This is a genomic window from Tenacibaculum bernardetii (assembly GCF_029125915.1).
Taxonomy (GTDB): domain Bacteria; phylum Bacteroidota; class Bacteroidia; order Flavobacteriales; family Flavobacteriaceae; genus Polaribacter; species Polaribacter bernardetii.
In genome coordinates this window covers 95,317-114,985 of record NZ_JAQJCU010000002.1, presented here as the reverse complement: position 1 = coordinate 114,985, position 19,669 = coordinate 95,317, and the positions used below count along the sequence as shown (strand labels likewise).

Below are 19,669 nucleotides of genomic sequence, written 5' to 3'. Positions count from 1 at the left end.
TCAAACAAATAAAACTAATCTATGAGTGATTCTAGAAAAAGGCGAGAAGCTTTGTTATACCATGCAAAGCCAAAACCAGGAAAAATAGCAGTAGTACCAACTAAAAAATATGCTACACAGCACGATTTGTCGTTAGCATACTCTCCTGGAGTTGCAGAGCCTTGTTTAGAAATTGCTAAAGATAAAGACAATGTTTATAAATATACCGCTAAAGGTAATTTAGTAGCTGTTATTACTAACGGAACTGCTGTTTTAGGTCTAGGAGATATAGGTCCTGAAGCATCAAAACCAGTAATGGAAGGGAAAGGTTTGTTGTTTAAAATTTTTGCTGATATTGATGTTTTTGATATTGAAGTAGATGCTACAGATGTTGATAAATTTGTAGAAACAGTAAAGGCCATTGCTCCAACTTTTGGTGGAATAAACCTAGAAGATATAAAAGCTCCTGAAGCTTTTGAGATAGAAAGAAGATTAAAGGAGGAATTAGATATTCCTGTAATGCACGACGATCAGCACGGAACAGCAATTATTTCTGCAGCAGCCTTAAAAAATGCGATAGAAATTATTGATAAAAAAATATCGGAGATTAAAATCGTAGTAAACGGAGCTGGAGCGGCTGCAATTTCATGTACAAGGTTGTACTTAGCACTTGGTGCTAAAAGAGAAAATGTAGTAATGTGCGATAGTAAAGGCGTTATTAGAAGAGATAGAGGTAATTTAACGTCACAAAAAGAAGAATTTGCAACTGATAAAGACATTAATACTTTAGAGGAGGCAATGCATAATGCAGATGTTTTTATAGGATTATCAAAAGGAAATGTAGTAACGCCAGAGATGTTATTATCGATGGCAAAAGACCCTGTTGTTTTTGCAATGGCAAATCCAGATCCTGAGATAGAATACCAATTAGCGGTAGATACTCGTGATGATATTATTATGGCAACGGGTAGATCGGATAATCCTAATCAAGTTAATAATGTACTTGGATTTCCATTTATTTTTAGAGGGGCTTTAGATGTTAGGGCAACTAAAATTAATGAAGAAATGAAAATGGCAGCTGTACATGCTTTAGCTGATTTGGCTAAAAAAACAGTGCCAGAACAAGTAAATATAGTGTATGATGAAGTGAGTCTTTCATTCGGAAAAGAATACATTATACCTAAACCATTTGATCCGAGATTAATTTATGAAATTCCACCAGCTATTGCAAAAGCAGCAATGGAGTCGGGCGTAGCGCAAGAACCAATTACAGATTGGGATGCATACCGTGAAGAATTAATGGATAGATCTGGAACGGGAAGTAAAGAGATAAGATTATTACATAACAGAGCAAAAAAAGCCCCTAAACGAGTAGTTTTTGCAGAGGCAGATCATCTAGATGTGTTAAAAGCAGCACAGCGTGTTTATGATGAGAAAATAGCGATACCTATTTTATTAGGTAGAAAGGATATTATTCTTGAATTAAAAGAAGAATTAGGATTCGACGCAGATGTTGTTATTATTGATCCTAAAACGGATGAAGAAACAGATCGAAGAAACAGATATGCAGAAGCTTTTTGGAAAACAAGACAGCGTAAAGGTATTTCTTTTTTAGAGGCTCAAAAATGGATGCGTGAGCGTAATTATTTTGCAGCAATGATGGTGAATACTGGTGAAGCAGATGCTTTAATTACAGGATATTCAAGGTCATATCCATCGGTTGTAAAACCAATGTTAGAGTTAATAGAGAAAGAAAAAGGTGTTACTAGAGTGGCAGCAACAAATATGATGCTGACCAAACAAGGACCAATGTTTTTAGCGGATACAACGATTAACATTAATCCAACAGCTAAAGAACTAGCAAAAATTAGTCAATTAACATCTGGCTTAGCAAAAATGTTTGGAATGAAGCCACATATTGCCATGCTAGGTTTTTCTAACTTTGGGTCATCAAAAGCCGAAAGTTCAGTAAAAATAAGAGAAGCAGTATCGTATATACATCGTTACCATCCTAATGTAATTGTTGATGGTGAGTTACAAGCAGATTTTGCCTTAAACCCTGAGTTATTAGCAAAAGAATTCCCTTTTTCTAAATTAAATGGTAAAAGAGCAAATATTTTAATATTCCCGAATTTAGAGTCGGCTAACATAACGTATAAATTAATGAAGCAGGTTGATGGAGTTGAATCTATCGGACCTATTTTATTAGGAATGAGTAAGCCTGTTCATATTTTACAATTAGGGGCAAGTGTAGATGAGATGGTAAACATGGCGGCAGTAGCTGTTGTTGATGCTCAAAATAAAGAATTAAAAAATAAAAGCTAAGACTTTTAAAACTAAATAATTTGCCTATTTTAGGCAAATCGAAATTCAACTGAATGATAACACAAATTAAGGGGAAACTTGTGGAGAAAAATCCTACGTATGCAGTAATAGACTGTAATGGAGTAGGCTACTTATTGCATATTTCTTTAAACACTTATTCGTCGTTACCTAATGATGAAAATGTGTTGTTGTATACACATTTATCTATTCGTGAAGACGCACATACATTGTATGGGTTTTTTAATAAAGTTGAAAGAGAAATTTTTAGATTACTCACGTCAGTTTCAGGTGTAGGTCCGAGTATTGCAAGAACAATGTTGTCGTCAATGACGTCTGAAGAAATACAACAAGCTATTGCTTCAGAAAATGTAAAAACAATACAGTCTGTTAAGGGTATTGGAGTAAAAACAGCACAGCGTGTTATTGTAGATCTGAAAGATAAAATTCTAAAAATCTTTGATTTAGATGAAGTTTCAATTGCTCAAAACAATACAAATAAAGAAGAAGCGTTATCTGCACTAGAAGTTCTTGGTTTTGTAAGAAAGCAAGCAGATAAAGTTATAGGGAATATATTAAAAGAAACACCTGATGCTAGTGTTGAGGCATTGATAAAACAGGCGTTAAAAAATTTATAAAACAGGTTGAAAAAAGCAATTATTAATAGATTACTAACAACACTTACTATACTGGTAAGTGTTGTTTCGTTTTCACAAAACACTCAGAGTAATAAAGGTAATACTATAAAAAAAGACACTGTTATTCCGCTAAAATATAATTTTAGTAATAACCAAAACGGAACTCTTTTTTTAAGCAACCCAACAGAGATAACCATAACCTTTGATAAGACTTTAAATAAGTTTATGTTGGTGGAGAAAATAGGCGATTACTATATTGGAACACCTGTTTTTATGACTCCCGATGAGTATGACAAGTATCGATTAAAAAATGATGTAAAAGATTATTTTAAAGAAAAGGTTGATGCAACAAACTCAAGAAAAAAAGGAAATAGTAAAGCAAGAAAAAACTTGTTACCTAAATATTATGTAAATTCTAAGTTTTTCGAGTCTATTTTTGGAGGTAATAGTGTTGAGGTAAATCCAACAGGTCAGGTAAATATAAAGCTCGGAGGAATTTATCAAAACAATGAGAATCCGCAAATATCAATAGAAAACCAGAGTAGTTTTACGTTTGATTTTGATCAACAAATAAGTACAAGTTTACAAGCAAAAGTTGGTAAACGATTAACGGTAACGGCAAATTACGATACACAATCTACATTCGATTTTCAAAACATCATTAAGTTAGAATATACGCCTACTGAAGACGATATTATACGAAATATAGAAGCAGGTAATATTAGTATGCCAATTAAAAACTCGTTAATAAACGGGGCACAAGCATTATTTGGTGTAAAAACAGAATTGCAGTTTGGTAAAACCTATATAACCGCAGCGTTTTCACAGCAAAATTCACAATCTAAAACAGTTATTGCAGAAGGAGGAGCAACTATTGAGGAGTTTGAGTTAAGAGCTTCTGACTATGATAATGATCGTCACTTTTTTTTATCACAATATTTTAGAGAGAGTTATACAGATGCCTTAAGTAACTACCCTTTGGTAAGTAGTCCAGTAAACATTACAAGAGTTGAAGTTTGGATAACGAATAGAACTCAAAATGTTACTGATTATCGAAGTATTGTAGGTCTTGCCGATTTAGGAGAATCTAATAATGCAAACAAAGTAAATCCAAATGAAGTAAATACTGTTCCTAGCCCTATCTCAGCGAACTCTAAAGTGTTACCATATAACGGAGTTAACAACTTAAGTCCATTATTAGCAACAACTACAGGTGGTATTAGAGATGTAGCTACAGTAGATGCGGCGATTAACAATATTATGCCAGCACGTCAAGGGTTTAACTATTCGTACCTTCAAAATGCAAGAAAATTACAAGCAAATGAATTTAGAGTACATCCGCAATTAGGTTTTATATCTTTAAACAGAAGATTAAATGATGGAGAGGTTTTAGCAGTTGCTTATGAATATACTGCGGTTGGAGCATCAGGTGGAGAAACTGTTTTTAAAGTAGGAGAATTTTCTAACGACGGTGTAGTTGCCCCAGATAATTTAGTGGTAAAGCTATTGCGTAGTGAAATTTTAAATACCACAAGGAAAAATGCGGTAACGAATGAAGATGAAGGTTTTCCTACATGGCGATTAATGATGAAAAACGTGTATGCTTTAGGTGCTTTTCCTTTGCAACGTGAAGGGTTTCGTTTTGAACTTTTATATCGTGATGATGAAACAGGAACTTTACAAAATACGTTACAAAAAGCCCTAACACCTGGAATTACAGATAAACCATTATTGCGTATTTTAAACTTAGATAAGTTAGATCAAAGTGAGTATGCCGTGCCAAACGGAGATGGTTTTTTTGATTATGTAGACGGAATAACTGTGAATTCAGAAAGAGGATATGTATTGTTTCCTGAACCAGAACCTTTTGGTGAAGATTTAAGAGATGAGCTTACCAACACTTCAGATCAGGATAAATATCTTTTTGAAGAACTGTATTTAACAACAAAAATTCAAGCAAAAAACGAGTATCAGAATAAAGACAAATTCTTTTTAAAAGGGTACTTTAAATCAGAAACAAGTAGAGGTATTTCTTTAGGAGGGTTTAATATTCCTAGAGGTTCGGTACGTGTAACTGCCGGAGGACGACAGTTAGTTGAAGGTATAGATTATGTGGTAGATTATCAATTAGGTCGCGTACAAATTTTAGATCCAGGTTTAGAAGCATCAGGAATTCCTATTAATGCAACGACTGAAAGTAATACCTTATTTAGTCAGCAACGAAAAACATTTATAGGTATTGATGTAGAGCATCGTTTTTCGGATAAATTTACCATAGGAGGAACTTACTTAAATGTAAGTGAAAAACCAATTACACCTAAAGTAAATTTTGGAGGAGAGCCTATAGATAATGTAATGTTAGGTTTTAATTTAGATTATTCTGCTGAAGTTCCTTACTTAACAAAATTAGCAAACAGATTACCGTTTGTAGAAACCGAAGTCCCTTCGAATGTATCTGTAAGAGCAGATATGGCTTATTTATTGCCAGGTTCGCCAAGCGGAATTAATGTAGACGGAACAGCAACTTCGTATTTAGATGATTTTGAGGCTTCGCAAATACCTATTAATTTAAGTTCTCCACAACAATGGTTTTTAGCAAGTACACCAGAATCGCAAGGTTTTGATGGTGGCGCAAGCGATTTATCTTACAATTACAAAAGAGGTAAAATTGCATGGTATAATATTGATCAATTATTTTATGGTAGTGGAAACAGACCTAACAATATTGATGAAAATGAATTGTCTAGAAACGAAATTCGTCAGATACGTTACAACGAATTATTTCCGAACACCGATTTAGATATTACGCAGCAAAATTTAGTTAGAACATTAGATTTGGCTTATTATCCCTCAGAAAGAGGTCCTTATAATTACAACGAAAATGCAAGTACAGTAACTTCAGAAGAACGTTGGGGAGGAATTATGCGACCATTAACAACTAATAATTTTGAACAAGCCAATGTAGAATATATTCAGTTTTGGTTAATGGATCCTTATGAAAATTACTCTATCACACAAGCAGAAGGATTATCGGCAGGAATAAACCCGCAAGATCCAGGAAATCAAGTAGGAAAATTATTTATAAATTTAGGAAACGTTTCTGAAGATATTTTAAAGGATGGTAGAAAACAATATGAAAATGGTTTACCTGCGGATGGAAATAAAGTAGATGGAACAAATGTAAATGCAACCAACTGGGGAAATACGCCAATAAATCCATCAATATTATATGCTTTTGACTCTAGCAACGAAGCTCGTGCAAATCAAGATATTGGTTTAGACGGTTTAACGGATGAAGATGAAAGAATAAAGTTCCCAGCATTCGCATCCTTAGATGATCCGGCAGGAGATAACTTTCAATATTTTAGAGGAGGTGCTATAGAAAACACAAATGCATCGGTTTTAACACGTTATAAAAACTTTAACGGTACGCAGGGAAATTCACCAACAGCTAGTCAGTCAAACGAATCTTTTCCTACTTCATCAACAGCATATCCTGATGTTGAAGATATTAATAAAGATCAAACAATGAACCCGGTAAATAGTTATTTTGAGTACGAGGTTTCATTAAATAGAAGCGATTTACAATTAGGACAAAATAATATTATAGATGTAAAAAATGAGCCAATTACTTTGGCAAACGGATCTACAAGAAGTACTACTTGGTATCAATTTAGAATTCCGGTTAGAAATGTAACAGATGCTCAGCGAATAAACGGAATTACCGATTTTAATAGTATTCGTTTTATTAGAATGTTTCTTTCGCAATTTAAAATGCCAGTTGTTTTACGATTCGGAGAGTTAGAATTAGTAAGAGGAGATTGGCGTAGATATACAAAAACATTACCGAATACAGGTGTGCCGGTAAATTTAGATAATACAGAACTTAATAATTTTGAGGTAGGTGTTGTAAGTATAGAGCAAAATTCGGAAAGATATAAATTACCTCCAGGAATTCAGCGAGAAGAATTACAAGGAACAAACAGAATTCAACGTCAAAATGAGCAGTCGGTAACTTTAAAAGTAACAGATTTAGCAGCCGATGACGTAAGAACTATCTATAAAAACATAAGTATAGATATGCGTAGGTATAAAAAACTACGAATGTTTTTACATGCAGAAAAACCAACAACAGAAGCTACTCAAGATGGAGATATGGTTGCTGTAATTCGTTTAGGAACCGATTTAAATGATAACTATTACGAAATTGAAAAACCATTAACATTATCAACCTCTAGAGCAACCTCTTTAGATGTTTGGCCTGAGGCAAATAATTTAGAAGTGCCTTTAGAAGAATTAGCAAATTTAAAAATAGAAAGGCCAACAGGTGTTGGAACAAGTATAACAGATATATTTTCAGCAACAAGTTCTAATGGTTTAAAAATATCAGTAAAAGGAAACCCAACATTGGCGCAAGTAAGAACTGTAATGCTGGGTGTTAAAAACGTATCTAATTCAGATAAAACAGTAGAGGTTTGGTTTAATGAATTACGTGCGGTAGGTTTTGATAATAAAGGTGGTTGGGCAGCTGTTGTAAATGCAGATGCAAATCTTGCCGATGTAATGGACTTGTCTTTAGCAGGAAGAATGTCTACCATTGGTTTTGGTAATGTTGAAGATAGAGTTCAGCAAAGAAGTATAGAGGAAATTAAACAATATAGTGTTGCAACCAATATTCAGTTAGGTAAAATGATGCCGCAAGATTGGAATATGCAAATACCTATGAGTTATAGCTATGGTGAAGAATTTAGGGACCCTAAATACGATCCTCAGTTTCAGGATGTGGAATTAGAAGATGCTTTAGATAAAAATCCTAACAGTGAAAATGCACAAGACTATACACGAAGAAAAAGCATTAGTTTTATCAATGTAAAAAAGAATAAAAATCCGAAGAGCAAAAAAACACCAAAGTTTTATGATGTAGAAAATTTTTCTGCTTCATATGCTCATAATGAAGAGTTTCATAAGGATTATAATATCGAAAAATTCGAAAATAAAAATGTAATGGCGGGAGCAAGTTATAATTTTAACTTTAAGCCTTTTGTTATAGAACCCTTTAAAAAATCAAAAAAATTTAATAATAAATACTTGCGATTTATAAAAGATCTTAATTTTAATCCAGTACCTAAAACGATAGCACTTAATTCGAGAATTAATAGAAATTATAACTCGCAACAATCTAGAAATTTAATTGAAGGACTAACAGCACAACCAGAATTAGTGCAACGTAGGTTTTTATTTAATTGGGATTATACGATTGGATTTGATTTAACAAAATCGCTTCAGCTAAACTTTAATGCAACTAACAATTATATTTACGATAGTTTTGGAGATGATGAAGAGTTAGAGATTTATGATCAATTTTTTACTGTTGGTAGGCCTGATAACTATCATCAAAAATTAAATGCAACGTATAAATTGCCACTTAGTAAGTTACCATATTTAAATTTTTTAAGTGCAGATTATAGTTATACAGCAGATTTTGATTGGAAAGCGAGTTCACAAAGTAATTTAGATTTACCAAACGGAGATAATGTAAGTTATGTAGATGTGGTTGGTAATATGATTCAGAATGCAAACACCCATAATTTAAATACAAATATAGATTTTGGTCGTTTTTATAAAACCTTAAAGTTAGATAAGCTATTACTAAAAGGAACCAAAAAGAAACCTGTTAAAAAAGGAACAGCAACTTTAGGGGTTGATAAAACATCTAAAGGAAGAGCCAAATTAAAGAAGAACGCTTCTTTTGGTCATAAAGTAATGAAGGGAATGTATGATGTATTAACATCGGTAAAGAGAGCAAAAATTAGTTATACTCAAAACAACGGAACTTTATTACAAGGATACAAACCATCGGTAGGGTTTTTAGGTAGAAATAGTTATGACGGTAGTACAGCACCTTCATTAGGATTTGTATTTGGTAGTCAAACAGATATTTTAAATACAGCTATCGAAAACGGATGGTTGGTTACAAGAACAAGTCAGACTGACGAAAATCAACCTTATTATAACAAGAATTATGGTAAAACAAGATTCAAAAAATTAGATTATAATGTTTCTGTAAAACCTTTTAAAAATTTAACGATAGATTTAATTGGAACTAGGATTCAAACAAGTAATTTAAATCAGCAATTAGATATCATTTCTGATGGGAATGGAGGATTTGAGCAAGACCCGAACATTAAAGCTTTTGAAACAGGTAATTATAGCATTAGTCACTTTATGTTGGGTACTGTTTTTACAGATAGCGAGGTGTTATATCAAAATTTCTTATCAAACAGGAGTACAATTGCTAATAGGTTAGCAACTACAGATCAACCCGTAAGCGGATTTAAAGAAAACGGTCAGCAAGCAATGTTGCCAGCCTTTATTGCAGCATATTCAGGTAACGATGCAAATTCGGTAAGTACAGGTATTTTTAAAAATATACCAATTCCGAATTGGACAATGCGTTTTAATGGTTTTATGAAGTATAAGTGGTTTAAAAAGACTTTTTCTTCTTTTACACTATCACATGGTTACAAATCGTCTTATACAATAGGTAACTATACTAATAATTTACAGTACGATTCAACAAATTTAGCAACAAATACAAATACTTCTGGTAATTATCAGCCAGAACTATTACTTTCGTCGGCAACTTTAATAGATGAGTTTTCACCATTAATGAAAGTTGATTTTAGGATGAAAAATTCATTTTCATTTAAAGGGGAAATAAGAAGAGATAGAAGTTTAACATTAAACTTTAATAACAATACCTTAACTGATATTAGAGGAACAGAATATGTTGTAGGTTTTGGTTATAAGATTAGAGATGTTAAATTTGTAACGCGATTTACAGGAAAAAAAGAAACATTAAAAGGAGATATAAACCTAAGAGCTGACGTATCTTTGAGGGATAATTTAACCTTAATACGTAGCGTTGATGAAGAAAATAGTCAAATAACAGGAGGAGAAAAATTATTCGGATTAAAATTTATAGCCGATTATAATTTAAGTAGCAGTTTAACAGCATCGTTTTATTACAATCATCAAACGTTTCAATATGCTGTTTCAACTACTTTTCCAAGACAGTCAATCAATGCAGGGATAAATATTATTTACAATTTAGGAAATTAAAACAAACACAATAAAAATAGTACAATGAACATTCCATCAGAATTAAAATACACGAAAGACCACGAATGGGTTAAGATAGAAGAAGGTGTAGCTACAATTGGTATTACCTCTTTTGCACAAGGAGAGCTAGGTGATATTGTATATGTAGACGTTGATACTTTAGATGAATCTTTAGATATTGAAGAGGTTTTTGGTTCAGTAGAAGCTGTTAAAACAGTATCTGATCTTTTTATGCCTTTATCTGGAGAAGTAATTGAGTTTAACGAAGCTTTAGAAGACGAACCAGAATTAGTAAATTCTGATCCTTATGGTGATGGATGGATGATAAAAGTTAAATTATCGGATGATTCACAAATAGCAAATTTATTAAGTGCTGAAGCGTATCAAGAACTTATTAAGGGATAATTTAGTAAGAATAGCAATACTAATAGCAATTAGTATTGCTATTCTTAGCTTAATAAACATTGGAAAGCAACCAATTCAAATAAATAATTTGGATAAATACGAGCATGCACTTGCTTATTTTATTTTAACATTTATTTGTTTAATAGCTTTTAAAAAAACAAAAATCAATGAATATAGTATTGTTTTTTGTTGCTTTATTTACGGCATAATTATTGAAGCTCTTCAAGTTACAGTAACAACATACCGATCAGGTGATGTTTTAGATATTGTAGCAAATACGACGGGTATTTTAATAGCTTATATTGTTTACTTTCTTTTTTTAAGAAAAATATAGCTATTTAAAGAATTAGCTTGTAAAAGTTAAAATAATTTAATTAAATTAGCGAACTATTAAAAAATATTTACGATGGAAATTAAGAAAAATCCAAAGTCAAACTTAGAGAATTATAGTAAACTGTTTATGCAGTTAGGTTTGGTTTTAGCATTATTTATAACATATGTTGCAATTGAAAACAAAACATATGATAAGCAATACGGAGATTTAGGAATGGCTAATATGGCTTCTGAAATTGAAGAAGAAACAATAGAGCTTATTGTAGAGCCACCAAAGCCAAAGCCAAATACACCACCACCACCAGCACCAGAAAAAATTGAAATCGTAGAAGACGAGAAGGAAGTTGAAGAAACTATTATCGAATCTACTGAAACAGATGAATCTGAAGAAATTGTAGTTGAAGACATTGAAGAGGCAGTTGAAGAAGAAGTTTTCGTAGAGGATGTACCTTTTTCTATTATTGAAGAAGTGCCAATTTACCCAGGATGTACTGGTTCAAAAGCAGAAAAGAAAGCTTGTTTAAACAAACAATTAAGAAAGCACGTTCAGCGTTATTTTGATGCAGAATTAGCAAATGAGTTAGGTTTAGCACCAGGTAAAAAAAGAATTTATGTTCAATTTAAAATTGATAAAGATGGTTCTATTACTAGTGTAAACGCAAGAGCTCCTCACCCAAGGTTAAAAAAGGAAGCTATTCGTATAGCGAATAAAATTCCTAAAATGAAACCAGGTAGACAAAGAGGTAGACCAGTAAGAGTAGGGTATACATTACCTATTACTTTTAATGTAGAGTAAGTTAACTTACAAAATAAAAATAAAGAAAGCAATCCGATTTGGATTGCTTTTTTTATTGGCACACTTCTTGGTTTTAACATAGTATTAACTTAAAAAACTAAGAACTATGAAAGAAGAAAAAAAGAATCCAAGAAAACAATTAGAAAAATTCTCATCAATTTTTACGCAATTAGGTTTAGTACTTACATTATTTATAGTTTTTGTTTCATTAGAACATGAAACAGAGAAAGATTTAAATGTAGCAATCTTTACAAATTATGATACATTAGAAACCGTATTTACATTTTCGCGACCTGTTGTTATTAAAAAAATCGAAAAGAAGGTAAAGAAAGTGGTAGAGAAACAAGTTATTAAAACAATTGCTCCACCCAAAATTGTAAAAAACACTGAGAAGCTTGTTGAAACATTAATAAAAATACCAGTTGATGATAAACCAGAGACAGTTGTAGTTCCAAAAAAAACAGCTCCAACAGTAATTCCTTCAGTTGAAAATACGATGTCTATAAATAACGTTCAAAACAGACCCGTTTTTAAAGGTTGTGAAGGTTTATCCGAAGAAGAAAATAAAAAATGTTTTGAGAAGAAAATTCAACAACATGTTCAGCGTTATTTTAATGTAGAATTAGCACAAGATGTAGGGTTAAGGTCGGGGAAATATAAAATATTTACGCAGTTTATAATTGATAAATCTGGTGTTATATCTGATGTAAAAATTAGAGCTCCACATAAAAGATTAGAAAAAGAAACAAATAAAGTGGTGCGTAAAATTCCAAAATTTACACCAGGAAAGCAAAATAATACTCCTGTTAAAGTAAAATATACTTTACCTATTACTTTTAATGTAGAATAAAGTTAAAAACTCAACTATTTAGGTTGAGTTTTTTATTTTTGTTAGTATGAATACAACAAAAAATTTTTTTGCGCACGAAACAGCGGTAATAGATGATAACTGTAGTATAGGTTCAGAAACCAAAATTTGGCATTTTAGCCATATCATGTCAAATTGTAAAATTGGTAATAAGTGTAATATAGGTCAAAATGTGGTAGTTTCACCAAAGGTAGTCTTAGGAAACAATGTAAAGGTTCAAAACAATGTATCTATTTACACAGGTGTTATTTGCGAAAATGATGTTTTCTTAGGTCCATCGATGGTTTTTACAAATGTTATTAACCCTAGAAGTGCTATTAAAAGGCAAGATCAGTATTTAAAAACTACGGTTAAAAAAGGCGCTAGTATTGGCGCTAACGCAACTATAGTTTGTGGTAATGATATTGGTGAATATGCATTCGTTGGTGCAGGAGCTGTGGTTACAAAGCAAGTGTTACCATATGCGCTGGTTGTTGGTAATCCATCAAAGCAAATAGGTTGGGTTAGTGAATACGGGCATCGATTAGAATTTAATGATAATGGAGATGCGCTATGTATAGAAAGTAAACAACAATATAAATTAAAAAATAATAAAGTAATAAGAGTGTAACTTAAATGTAAATTAAAGGTTAATTTTTATTAAAAAGTATTTGTTTAAAAGAAACAAGTTATCTATATTTGATTAGTGGCTTTAAAACCACTACTTTTTCTTTTTCATAGCAATTTTTCCCACTCAATTTATTGAGTGGGTTTTTTTATGTATAATTCCCAGTACAAAAAACTGTATACAACTATATATTCTAAAGCAACAAACCAAAGGTTTTCTTTCCAAGGTTGATTTGCGTATGCTTGATAACTAAAAATAATTACGATACTCCAAATTACAGGGAATCGATATTTTGTAAATAGTGATAAAATTAAAAGTGTAGCAATATACCAAGGATGCATTGTTGTTGCTGTAAAATAATAAAAAGACAAGCCAAATAACATGGCTGTTAGTAATTGTGTAAACGTTTTATTATTTCTGATAAAAGTGATACTAATTAAAAATAAAATGGTTAAAATCGGCATTATTTTACCGATTACGGCAATTTCATTATAACCTCTAAATAGATACCCAATCTCTCTAGCTATATAGTACAAACTAGCATTAAATTCGAAATTCCTAAACCATAACCCTACAGAATTAGAATAGTTAGTAATTAATTCTGAGGTGTAAAAAGGAAGAAACAATAAAAGTGTAACTGTTATAACTACCAGATAAAAACAAATTAGTTTTAGTAATTCTTTTGGACGAAATTTAAAGCCAATCCATCTAATAATTTTTTTGTTATTTGTGTGTAAAGGGCTTATAAACCACTGTAAAAACAATGGTAAGAACAGTAAAGGAACTAATTTTACAGAAACCGAACAAGCTAGCAGTATTGCAGCCCAAATCCATTTTCGTTGTTGTAATTTGTATAAACTCCACACTAAAAAGAACAACATTACAGGTTCAAAATGCAAGTTGCCCGTCATCTCAATAATTATAAACGGATTTAAAATGTATAAAAAAATGTTATGAATTGGTAATTTTAGTTTTTCTAATAGTTTTTTTCCGAAGTAAAGTATTCCTACATCAGCCAAAATTATAATAACACGCATTATAACTACACTGCCTAAAATGCTTTTGTTAGCGAAAATAGCCGCAATTAAAAAACATAATTGATTTATGGGTGGATAATTGGTGAAATGACTTCCGTTCATTGTGCCCATTCCTTTGTATAAATCAACAGCTTGGTTTATAGGATATGTTTGTTGTTCTATAAATGTTTTGGGTAATGATAAATACGGATTTAATCCTTCTAAAATCATTCTTCCATCCCAAATAAATCTATAAAAATCTTGTGATAAATTTGGAGTAGCAACAAGAAAGATCAATCGAAATAAAATTGAAATACTGGCTAAAAGTATAAAGTTGTTTTTATTTTTTTTCCATAAAAAGTAGGTGATCAAAAATAAAGAAAACCACAAAAAAAGTAACTTCGAAAATTCAGTTCTTTCTAAAAAATAAGCAAATAAAAAATAAAGGATACCACTAATAAAAGTTAGTAGTAGCGAGCTATATTTTTTCCAGAAAAGCATTAGGCTTTAGAAAAAAGTGATTTAAAAAAAACGTATCCAAATCCGATAGTTAACATCAAATGAAAAGGAAATAAACCGAAATCACCATCTTGGTTACCAACAACAAAAGCACTATACATACCAAAGATAAAATACAATGTTAATAATCCCTCAATAATTACGTTTAAAGAAACTTTTGTTCTTACGTATTTATTGTTTTTCCAACCGTCTTTAAGTGTTTTTATATTAAATTTTGGTGTACGAACAAATTCACTTTTCTTACCAAAATGACCTTCTAAAACAGCAATGGTATTGTGTAAAGAAAAGCCCATTACAATGGTAAAAAATGTAAAGAAAGCACCAATGTATTTTATAAAATTTTTAAATCCGCCTCCGTTATTTTTTTTATACATAAACCAATAACAGATAAAAAATATGATAGAACTTAAAACGAAAAAACTCATCACGTAAAAGAAAGGTCTTAAATGAGTATATTCATTTTTAATGTATAACATCGGAATACTTAAAACAGCAACTAAAAAAATACAGGTAAACATAGAGCTGTTTAATAAGTGTAAAAGTCCGTGAATTTTAGTTTTTGCAGAAACGTTTTTATTTAAAATAATGCGTTTTCCCATTTTCTGAAAATTCTCTGCGCCACCCTTATTCCAACGAAATTGTTGGGTTCTTGCTGCACTAATAACAACAGGAAGTTCTGCAGGAGTTTCAACATGTTCTAAATATTTAAACTTCCAGTTTTTAAGCTGTGCTCTATAACTCAAGTCAATATCTTCGGTTAAGGTATCTCCTTCCCAGTTTCCGGCATCTAAAATACATTCTTTACGCCATGCACCAGCTGTTCCGTTAAAGTTAATAAAATGACCTTTACTATTTCTACCAACTTGTTCTAAAGAAAAATGAGCATCTAAGGCAAATGCTTGGATTTTAGTTAATGTTGAATAATTTCTATTGATATGCCCCCAGCGAGTTTGTACTACGCCAATTTCAGGGTTTTTAAAATACGGAATTGTTTGTTCTAACCAATTTTCTTGTGGTAAAAAATCAGCATCAAAAATAACAATGAATTCTCCTTTGGCAACTTCCAAACCTTCTTTTAAAGCTCCTGCTTTAAATCCTTGGCGATTTTCTCTTCGGATGTGTACAATGTCTAATCCGGTTTCTTGAAGTTGAGCAATATGCTTAGCAGTAGAAATTACTGATTCATCTGTAGAATCATCTAAAACCTGAATTTCTAATTTTTCATTCGGATATTTAATTTTTGCAATGTTAGTTAACAAACGTTCCATTACATATAACTCGTTAAATACAGGCAATTGAATGGTTACAAAAGGAACTTCTGAGGATTTAGAGAAATCGAACTTAGGAGAGTTATCTTCTTTTTTTTGAGCCTTTAAGTAATTAAACAATAAGTTTAATTGCGCCAAAGCATACATAAAAATTAAAATTAACGAAATAGCATAAATCACTATTATAATATACTCTACAACCATTATTTAAAACTGTATTTAAATATCCAACTTAATATTTTAACGCCCGCTAATATACTACCTTTTACAGTACCTGAAACTTTAGATACACCTATTCTATTTCTGTATTTCATAGGAATTTCTGTATATGTGAATTGCTGTTTCAATGCTTTTAATTGCATTTCTACCGTCCAACCATAAGTTTTATCCTCCATATTTAAGTCCAGTAGTTTGTTGTATTTAATAGCTCTAAACGGACCGAGATCTGTGAATTTTGCTCCAAAAAATAAAGACATTAATGAAGTAGCTAGCCAGTTACCAAATATTTGTTGTGGAGTCATAGAGCCATTTTCTCTTAGTTCTTTTACACGGGCACCAATTACAAAATCGATGTTGTCGTTTATAATAGGATGAACAAGTTCCATTAATTGCTCAGGATAATCAGAATAATCACCATCTAAAAAAACAATAATATCGGGTTTGTTTTTTTGTTCAGCAATATAATTCATTCCCTTTAAGCAAGCATAGCCATAGCCTTTTCGGTTTTCTTTTAAAACTGTAGCTCCTGCGTTTTTGGCATTTAGCTCTGTTGCGTCTGTAGAGTTGTTGCTGATAACAATTATTTCATCTATAATTGATGGAATATCGTTAATGACATTTGCTATTGAATCTTGCTCGTTGTAAGCAGGGATAATAACTTTAATTAATTGATTCATTAAAATTTTATATTTGGATTATCCTTCTTAAATATTACATAAGAAGTCCATTCTCCAGTTTTTTCATTTTCAGAGTAACGTTCTGCTTTTTCAAGAGAGTTGTTTTTGTAAACTAAAGCATAACCTTCTTTGACTCCGTTTTTGTACTGAATTTTTTTCTTTCCTTTATCGGTATAAAAGATCCACCAATTGTTAGCGTTATCATTTGTAAAAGCGCCTTCTTTTAATAACATCTCATTTTCGTTGTAAAAGTACCAATATCCGGTTTTTTTATCGTGATTATAATGTCCTTTTTTTGAAATATTACCATTTGGGTGATAAAAAGTCCAAAAATCTACCTTTTGATTGTTTAACATCCAGCCTTGTGATTGTAAATTTTCTTGCGCATCAAAAATTCGAACAAATTCTTTCTCTTCTTGTGTTAAGGTTATAACTAAAAAAAGGGATAAGGCATATTTAAGAATCATAAAATGTAGTTTTTATATGTTGCTTTGTATTGATTTAAAATTAGATAGTCGAATAGCTAACCGTTAATTAACAAATTACTTTATTTTTTTAATTGAGTAACTTATTCTAGTACCTATTATATGTACGTAATTTTTTAAATTAAAGTTTTTTAAAAAAAAGAAAACCAACATTACTTTTTTTCCGTATGTATTTATGTCACTAACACATAAAACAATATAATTATGACAATTAAAAAAAACAATAGAGTTATAACACTTGCAGCAGTATGCATGTTGTTAACCACTTTTTGTATGGCTCAGAGCCCAGTAAGTGGATTTATGAAGAAAAAAGGAGAAGGCGCATTAGTCTTATCTTATTCTCACGAGTCTTATGATAAAGTATTTTTAGTGCCTAATGAGGCCGATGGAGTACCAGTATTTAATGATGTAACAACAACAAGTATTTCTTTTTATGGAGAAATAGGTGTTACAGATAAATTTAATATTGTTTTAAACGTACCTTATATTAAATCAGAAGGTAATGCAAGTAGTGCAGAATTAGCAAACAATGGCTTTGAAAATGAAAGAAAAGGATTGCAAGATTTAAAAATCTATGCAAAGTATAAATTTCATACTATCGATTTCGAAAAAAGTTCATTAGACTTTATTGGGTCAGTAGGTGTAGAAACTCCTTTAGGTGATTACAGTGCAAATGAAGGTTTACAATCTATTATTGCTATAGGTAATGAGTCTTTTAGATTTACTGCTTTAGGAATTGCAACTTTTAAAATGAATTCAGGGATTTTTGTAACAGGTCAGGCTGGTTATAGTTTTAGAGCTAGTAATGTGCCAAACGCTTTAATAACTGAATTAAAGTTAGGATACGCGGCATCAAAATTTTATGTAGATGCATTTGTTGCTAATCAATTATCAGATAAAGAAGGTGTAGATATTTTAGGTGAAGGTTTTGTAGGTTTTTTCCCTGCAACACGTGTAAATTACACAAGAGTAGGTGTTAATGGTTATGCTCCTTTATACGGAGGTGTAGGTTTAACAGCAGGAGTTAATAGCTACCTTACTGGTAGAAACATTGGAAAATCTACTGGTTTTTATGGTGGATTAGTTTACTCATTTTAATAAATAAAAGAAATACAATTATGAAAAATTTATCTATTTTTAAATATATGCTAGTGTCAGCAATTGCCATTGGTACATTAAGTTCATGTGAATCATCATCTAGTTATGAGGATATTACACCATCAATTGCTAATATAGCAGTAACAAACCCAGCTTTTAGTACTTTAGAATCTGCCGCTGTAGCAGGAGGTGTCGCAGGAGTGTTAAGTAATTCTAATCCTAATGATCCTTCTGGAGATTATACGGTTTTTGCGCCAACGAACGATGCTTTCGCTAGATTGGGTTTAAATAGTGAAACTTTAGGAGCTCTTCAAAAATCATTTTTAACAAATACATTATTATACCACGTTTCTAACGGAAACTTATTAGGGGCTGATATTTCAGAAGATGTTTCATCAACATCAGCTCTTGGTATTGATAGACGTTTTGTTTCTCGTGATGGAGATACCTATATTAATGGTTCTAAAATATTAGCAACCGATATCTCAGCAAGTAATGGTACTGTTCATGTAATTGATAAAGTTATGATTGCTTCTGGTGCAGATATTGTACAAACAGCTTTAGCGCTTCAAAGTGCTCAGGTTTTTACAGCTCCAGAATTAACTTACTTAGTAGAGGCTGTAGTTTATACGGATTTAGTTGGTGCACTTTCAGCTTCGCCAGGTAGCCCTTCATTTACAGTATTTGCTCCTACAGATCAGGCTTTTGTTGATTTAGGTGCTGCATTAGGATTAACTTTTACAAAACCATCTGATATTCGTCAATTACCTGTAGATGTGGTAACAGCTGTACTTTTAAACCACGTAATAGCGAATGATGGAAAATTTACTTCAGAATTAAATCAAGGAGCAGTAACTCCGCTTGGTGGAGACGCATTAACTTTAGGTGCTTTTACTGATGGTGTTCTTACAGTTACTGGAGCAGGAAATGGTGCTGATGCAGCAAATATGGTTATTCCAGATGTGCAAACTACAAACGGAATCGTTCACGTAATAGACAGAGTATTATTACCGAATTTATAAAAATTAGTGTTAGTTAATTTGATATTTAAAGTCACAGATTTATTTCTGTGGCTTTATTTATTTATATGACAATAGATATTACTAAAATTGATGTTTTATTATCTGCCTGAAAGCGTAAAACATTTATAAAAGTATCAATATAAGCGCAGAAGAAAAGGTAATTTAAAAAATCAATAACTTTAATAAGGTAAAAATTAGATAACATAAGTATCCCGAATTACAAACAACATATAATATAGGTTTTGTTTACTGATGTAATAGTTGATTTTAAACGCTTATATTTTTATAAAATCAT

The 19,669-nt window shown here is 31.5% G+C and carries 14 protein-coding genes; 10 read left to right on the top strand and 4 right to left on the bottom strand.

All coding sequences use genetic code 11. The features are described from left to right. The first annotated feature begins 21 nt into the window (after positions 1-21). The 8 genes from P2G10_RS02160 (at position 22) to P2G10_RS02130 (ending at position 13,073) form a co-directional block, all read left to right on the top strand. The gene (locus P2G10_RS02160; RefSeq protein ID WP_218771695.1) at positions 22-2,304 is read left to right on the top strand and encodes an NADP-dependent malic enzyme; all 2,283 of its coding nucleotides are present in this window, start codon (positions 22-24) and stop codon (positions 2,302-2,304) included. 53 nt (positions 2,305-2,357) lie between these two features. Then, the gene (gene ruvA, locus P2G10_RS02155) at positions 2,358-2,939 is read left to right on the top strand and encodes a Holliday junction branch migration protein RuvA (protein WP_275315036.1); all 582 of its coding nucleotides are present in this window, start codon (positions 2,358-2,360) and stop codon (positions 2,937-2,939) included. A 6-nt stretch (positions 2,940-2,945) separates the two neighbouring features. Next, positions 2,946-10,061 (top strand): T9SS outer membrane translocon Sov/SprA, encoded by a 7,116-nt coding sequence (gene sov, locus P2G10_RS02150; RefSeq protein ID WP_275315035.1) that lies wholly within the window; start codon positions 2,946-2,948, stop codon positions 10,059-10,061. A 24-nt stretch (positions 10,062-10,085) separates the two neighbouring features. Then, the gene (gene gcvH / locus P2G10_RS02145; protein WP_275315034.1) at positions 10,086-10,466 is read left to right on the top strand and encodes a glycine cleavage system protein GcvH; all 381 of its coding nucleotides are present in this window, start codon (positions 10,086-10,088) and stop codon (positions 10,464-10,466) included. Beyond that, positions 10,432-10,800 carry a VanZ family protein gene (locus P2G10_RS12760; protein WP_420833278.1) on the top strand — a complete coding sequence of 123 codons (369 nt, stop codon included), beginning with the start codon at positions 10,432-10,434 and terminating at the stop codon, positions 10,798-10,800. The genes gcvH and P2G10_RS12760 overlap by 35 nt, the downstream gene beginning before the upstream one ends. A gap of 72 nt (positions 10,801-10,872) precedes the next feature. Beyond that, a complete protein-coding gene (locus tag P2G10_RS02140) occupies positions 10,873-11,595 on the top strand; it encodes an energy transducer TonB (protein ID WP_218771691.1) in 723 nt (240 codons plus the stop codon). A gap of 106 nt (positions 11,596-11,701) precedes the next feature. Further along, positions 11,702-12,445: an energy transducer TonB gene (locus tag P2G10_RS02135; protein ID WP_275315033.1), complete on the top strand. Its 744-nt coding sequence runs from the start codon at positions 11,702-11,704 to the stop codon at positions 12,443-12,445. Between the two features lie 46 nt (positions 12,446-12,491). Then, on the top strand, positions 12,492-13,073 hold the full coding sequence (locus P2G10_RS02130; RefSeq protein ID WP_275315032.1) for an acyltransferase: 582 nt from the start codon (positions 12,492-12,494) through the stop codon (positions 13,071-13,073). Positions 13,074-13,201: 128 nt separating this feature from the next. Here P2G10_RS02130 and P2G10_RS02125 read toward each other — a convergent pair whose 3' ends face one another. Genes P2G10_RS02125 through P2G10_RS02110 form a run of 4 tightly spaced genes read right to left on the bottom strand, consistent with a single transcriptional unit; the run spans position 13,202 to position 17,236 of the window. After that, the gene (locus P2G10_RS02125; protein WP_275315031.1) at positions 13,202-14,587 is read right to left on the bottom strand and encodes an MptA/MptB family glycosyltransferase; all 1,386 of its coding nucleotides are present in this window, start codon (positions 14,585-14,587) and stop codon (positions 13,202-13,204) included. After that, entirely contained in the window at positions 14,587-16,077 is a 1,491-nt protein-coding gene (locus P2G10_RS02120) for a cellulose synthase family protein (RefSeq protein ID WP_275315030.1), read from the bottom strand. The genes P2G10_RS02125 and P2G10_RS02120 overlap by 1 nt, the downstream gene beginning before the upstream one ends. After that, positions 16,077-16,769 (bottom strand): glycosyltransferase family 2 protein, encoded by a 693-nt coding sequence (locus P2G10_RS02115; RefSeq protein WP_275315029.1) that lies wholly within the window; start codon positions 16,767-16,769, stop codon positions 16,077-16,079. Before P2G10_RS02115 ends, P2G10_RS02120 begins: the two co-directional genes overlap by 1 nt. Then, entirely contained in the window at positions 16,769-17,236 is a 468-nt protein-coding gene (locus P2G10_RS02110; RefSeq protein ID WP_218771685.1) for a toxin-antitoxin system YwqK family antitoxin, read from the bottom strand. Before P2G10_RS02110 ends, P2G10_RS02115 begins: the two co-directional genes overlap by 1 nt. A 222-nt stretch (positions 17,237-17,458) precedes the next feature. Here P2G10_RS02110 and P2G10_RS02105 point away from each other — a divergent pair, with 222 nt between their 5' ends. Both P2G10_RS02105 and P2G10_RS02100 read left to right on the top strand, forming a co-directional pair. Then, entirely contained in the window at positions 17,459-18,352 is an 894-nt protein-coding gene (locus P2G10_RS02105; protein WP_275315028.1) for a hypothetical protein, read from the top strand. A gap of 20 nt (positions 18,353-18,372) precedes the next feature. Further along, entirely contained in the window at positions 18,373-19,374 is a 1,002-nt protein-coding gene (locus P2G10_RS02100) for a fasciclin domain-containing protein (protein ID WP_275315027.1), read from the top strand. The last annotated feature ends 295 nt before the right edge of the window (positions 19,375-19,669 follow it).

Excerpts from the sequence above, each read along its gene's own strand:
- P2G10_RS02160 (WP_218771695.1), top strand. The coding sequence starts at position 22 with ATGAGTGATTCTAGAAAAAGGCGAGAAGCTTTGTTATACCATGCAAAG.
- ruvA (WP_275315036.1), top strand. The coding sequence starts at position 2,358 with ATGATAACACAAATTAAGGGGAAACTTGTGGAGAAAAATCCTACGTAT.
- gcvH (WP_275315034.1), top strand. The coding sequence starts at position 10,086 with ATGAACATTCCATCAGAATTAAAATACACGAAAGACCACGAATGGGTT.
- P2G10_RS02140 (WP_218771691.1), top strand. The coding sequence starts at position 10,873 with ATGGAAATTAAGAAAAATCCAAAGTCAAACTTAGAGAATTATAGTAAA.
- P2G10_RS02135 (WP_275315033.1), top strand. The coding sequence starts at position 11,702 with ATGAAAGAAGAAAAAAAGAATCCAAGAAAACAATTAGAAAAATTCTCA.
- P2G10_RS02130 (WP_275315032.1), top strand. The coding sequence starts at position 12,492 with ATGAATACAACAAAAAATTTTTTTGCGCACGAAACAGCGGTAATAGAT.
- P2G10_RS02125 (WP_275315031.1), bottom strand. The coding sequence starts at position 14,587 with ATGCTTTTCTGGAAAAAATATAGCTCGCTACTACTAACTTTTATTAGT.
- P2G10_RS02120 (WP_275315030.1), bottom strand. The coding sequence starts at position 16,077 with ATGGTTGTAGAGTATATTATAATAGTGATTTATGCTATTTCGTTAATT.
- P2G10_RS02115 (WP_275315029.1), bottom strand. The coding sequence starts at position 16,769 with ATGAATCAATTAATTAAAGTTATTATCCCTGCTTACAACGAGCAAGAT.
- P2G10_RS02110 (WP_218771685.1), bottom strand. The coding sequence starts at position 17,236 with ATGATTCTTAAATATGCCTTATCCCTTTTTTTAGTTATAACCTTAACA.
- P2G10_RS02105 (WP_275315028.1), top strand. The coding sequence starts at position 17,459 with ATGACAATTAAAAAAAACAATAGAGTTATAACACTTGCAGCAGTATGC.
- P2G10_RS02100 (WP_275315027.1), top strand. The coding sequence starts at position 18,373 with ATGAAAAATTTATCTATTTTTAAATATATGCTAGTGTCAGCAATTGCC.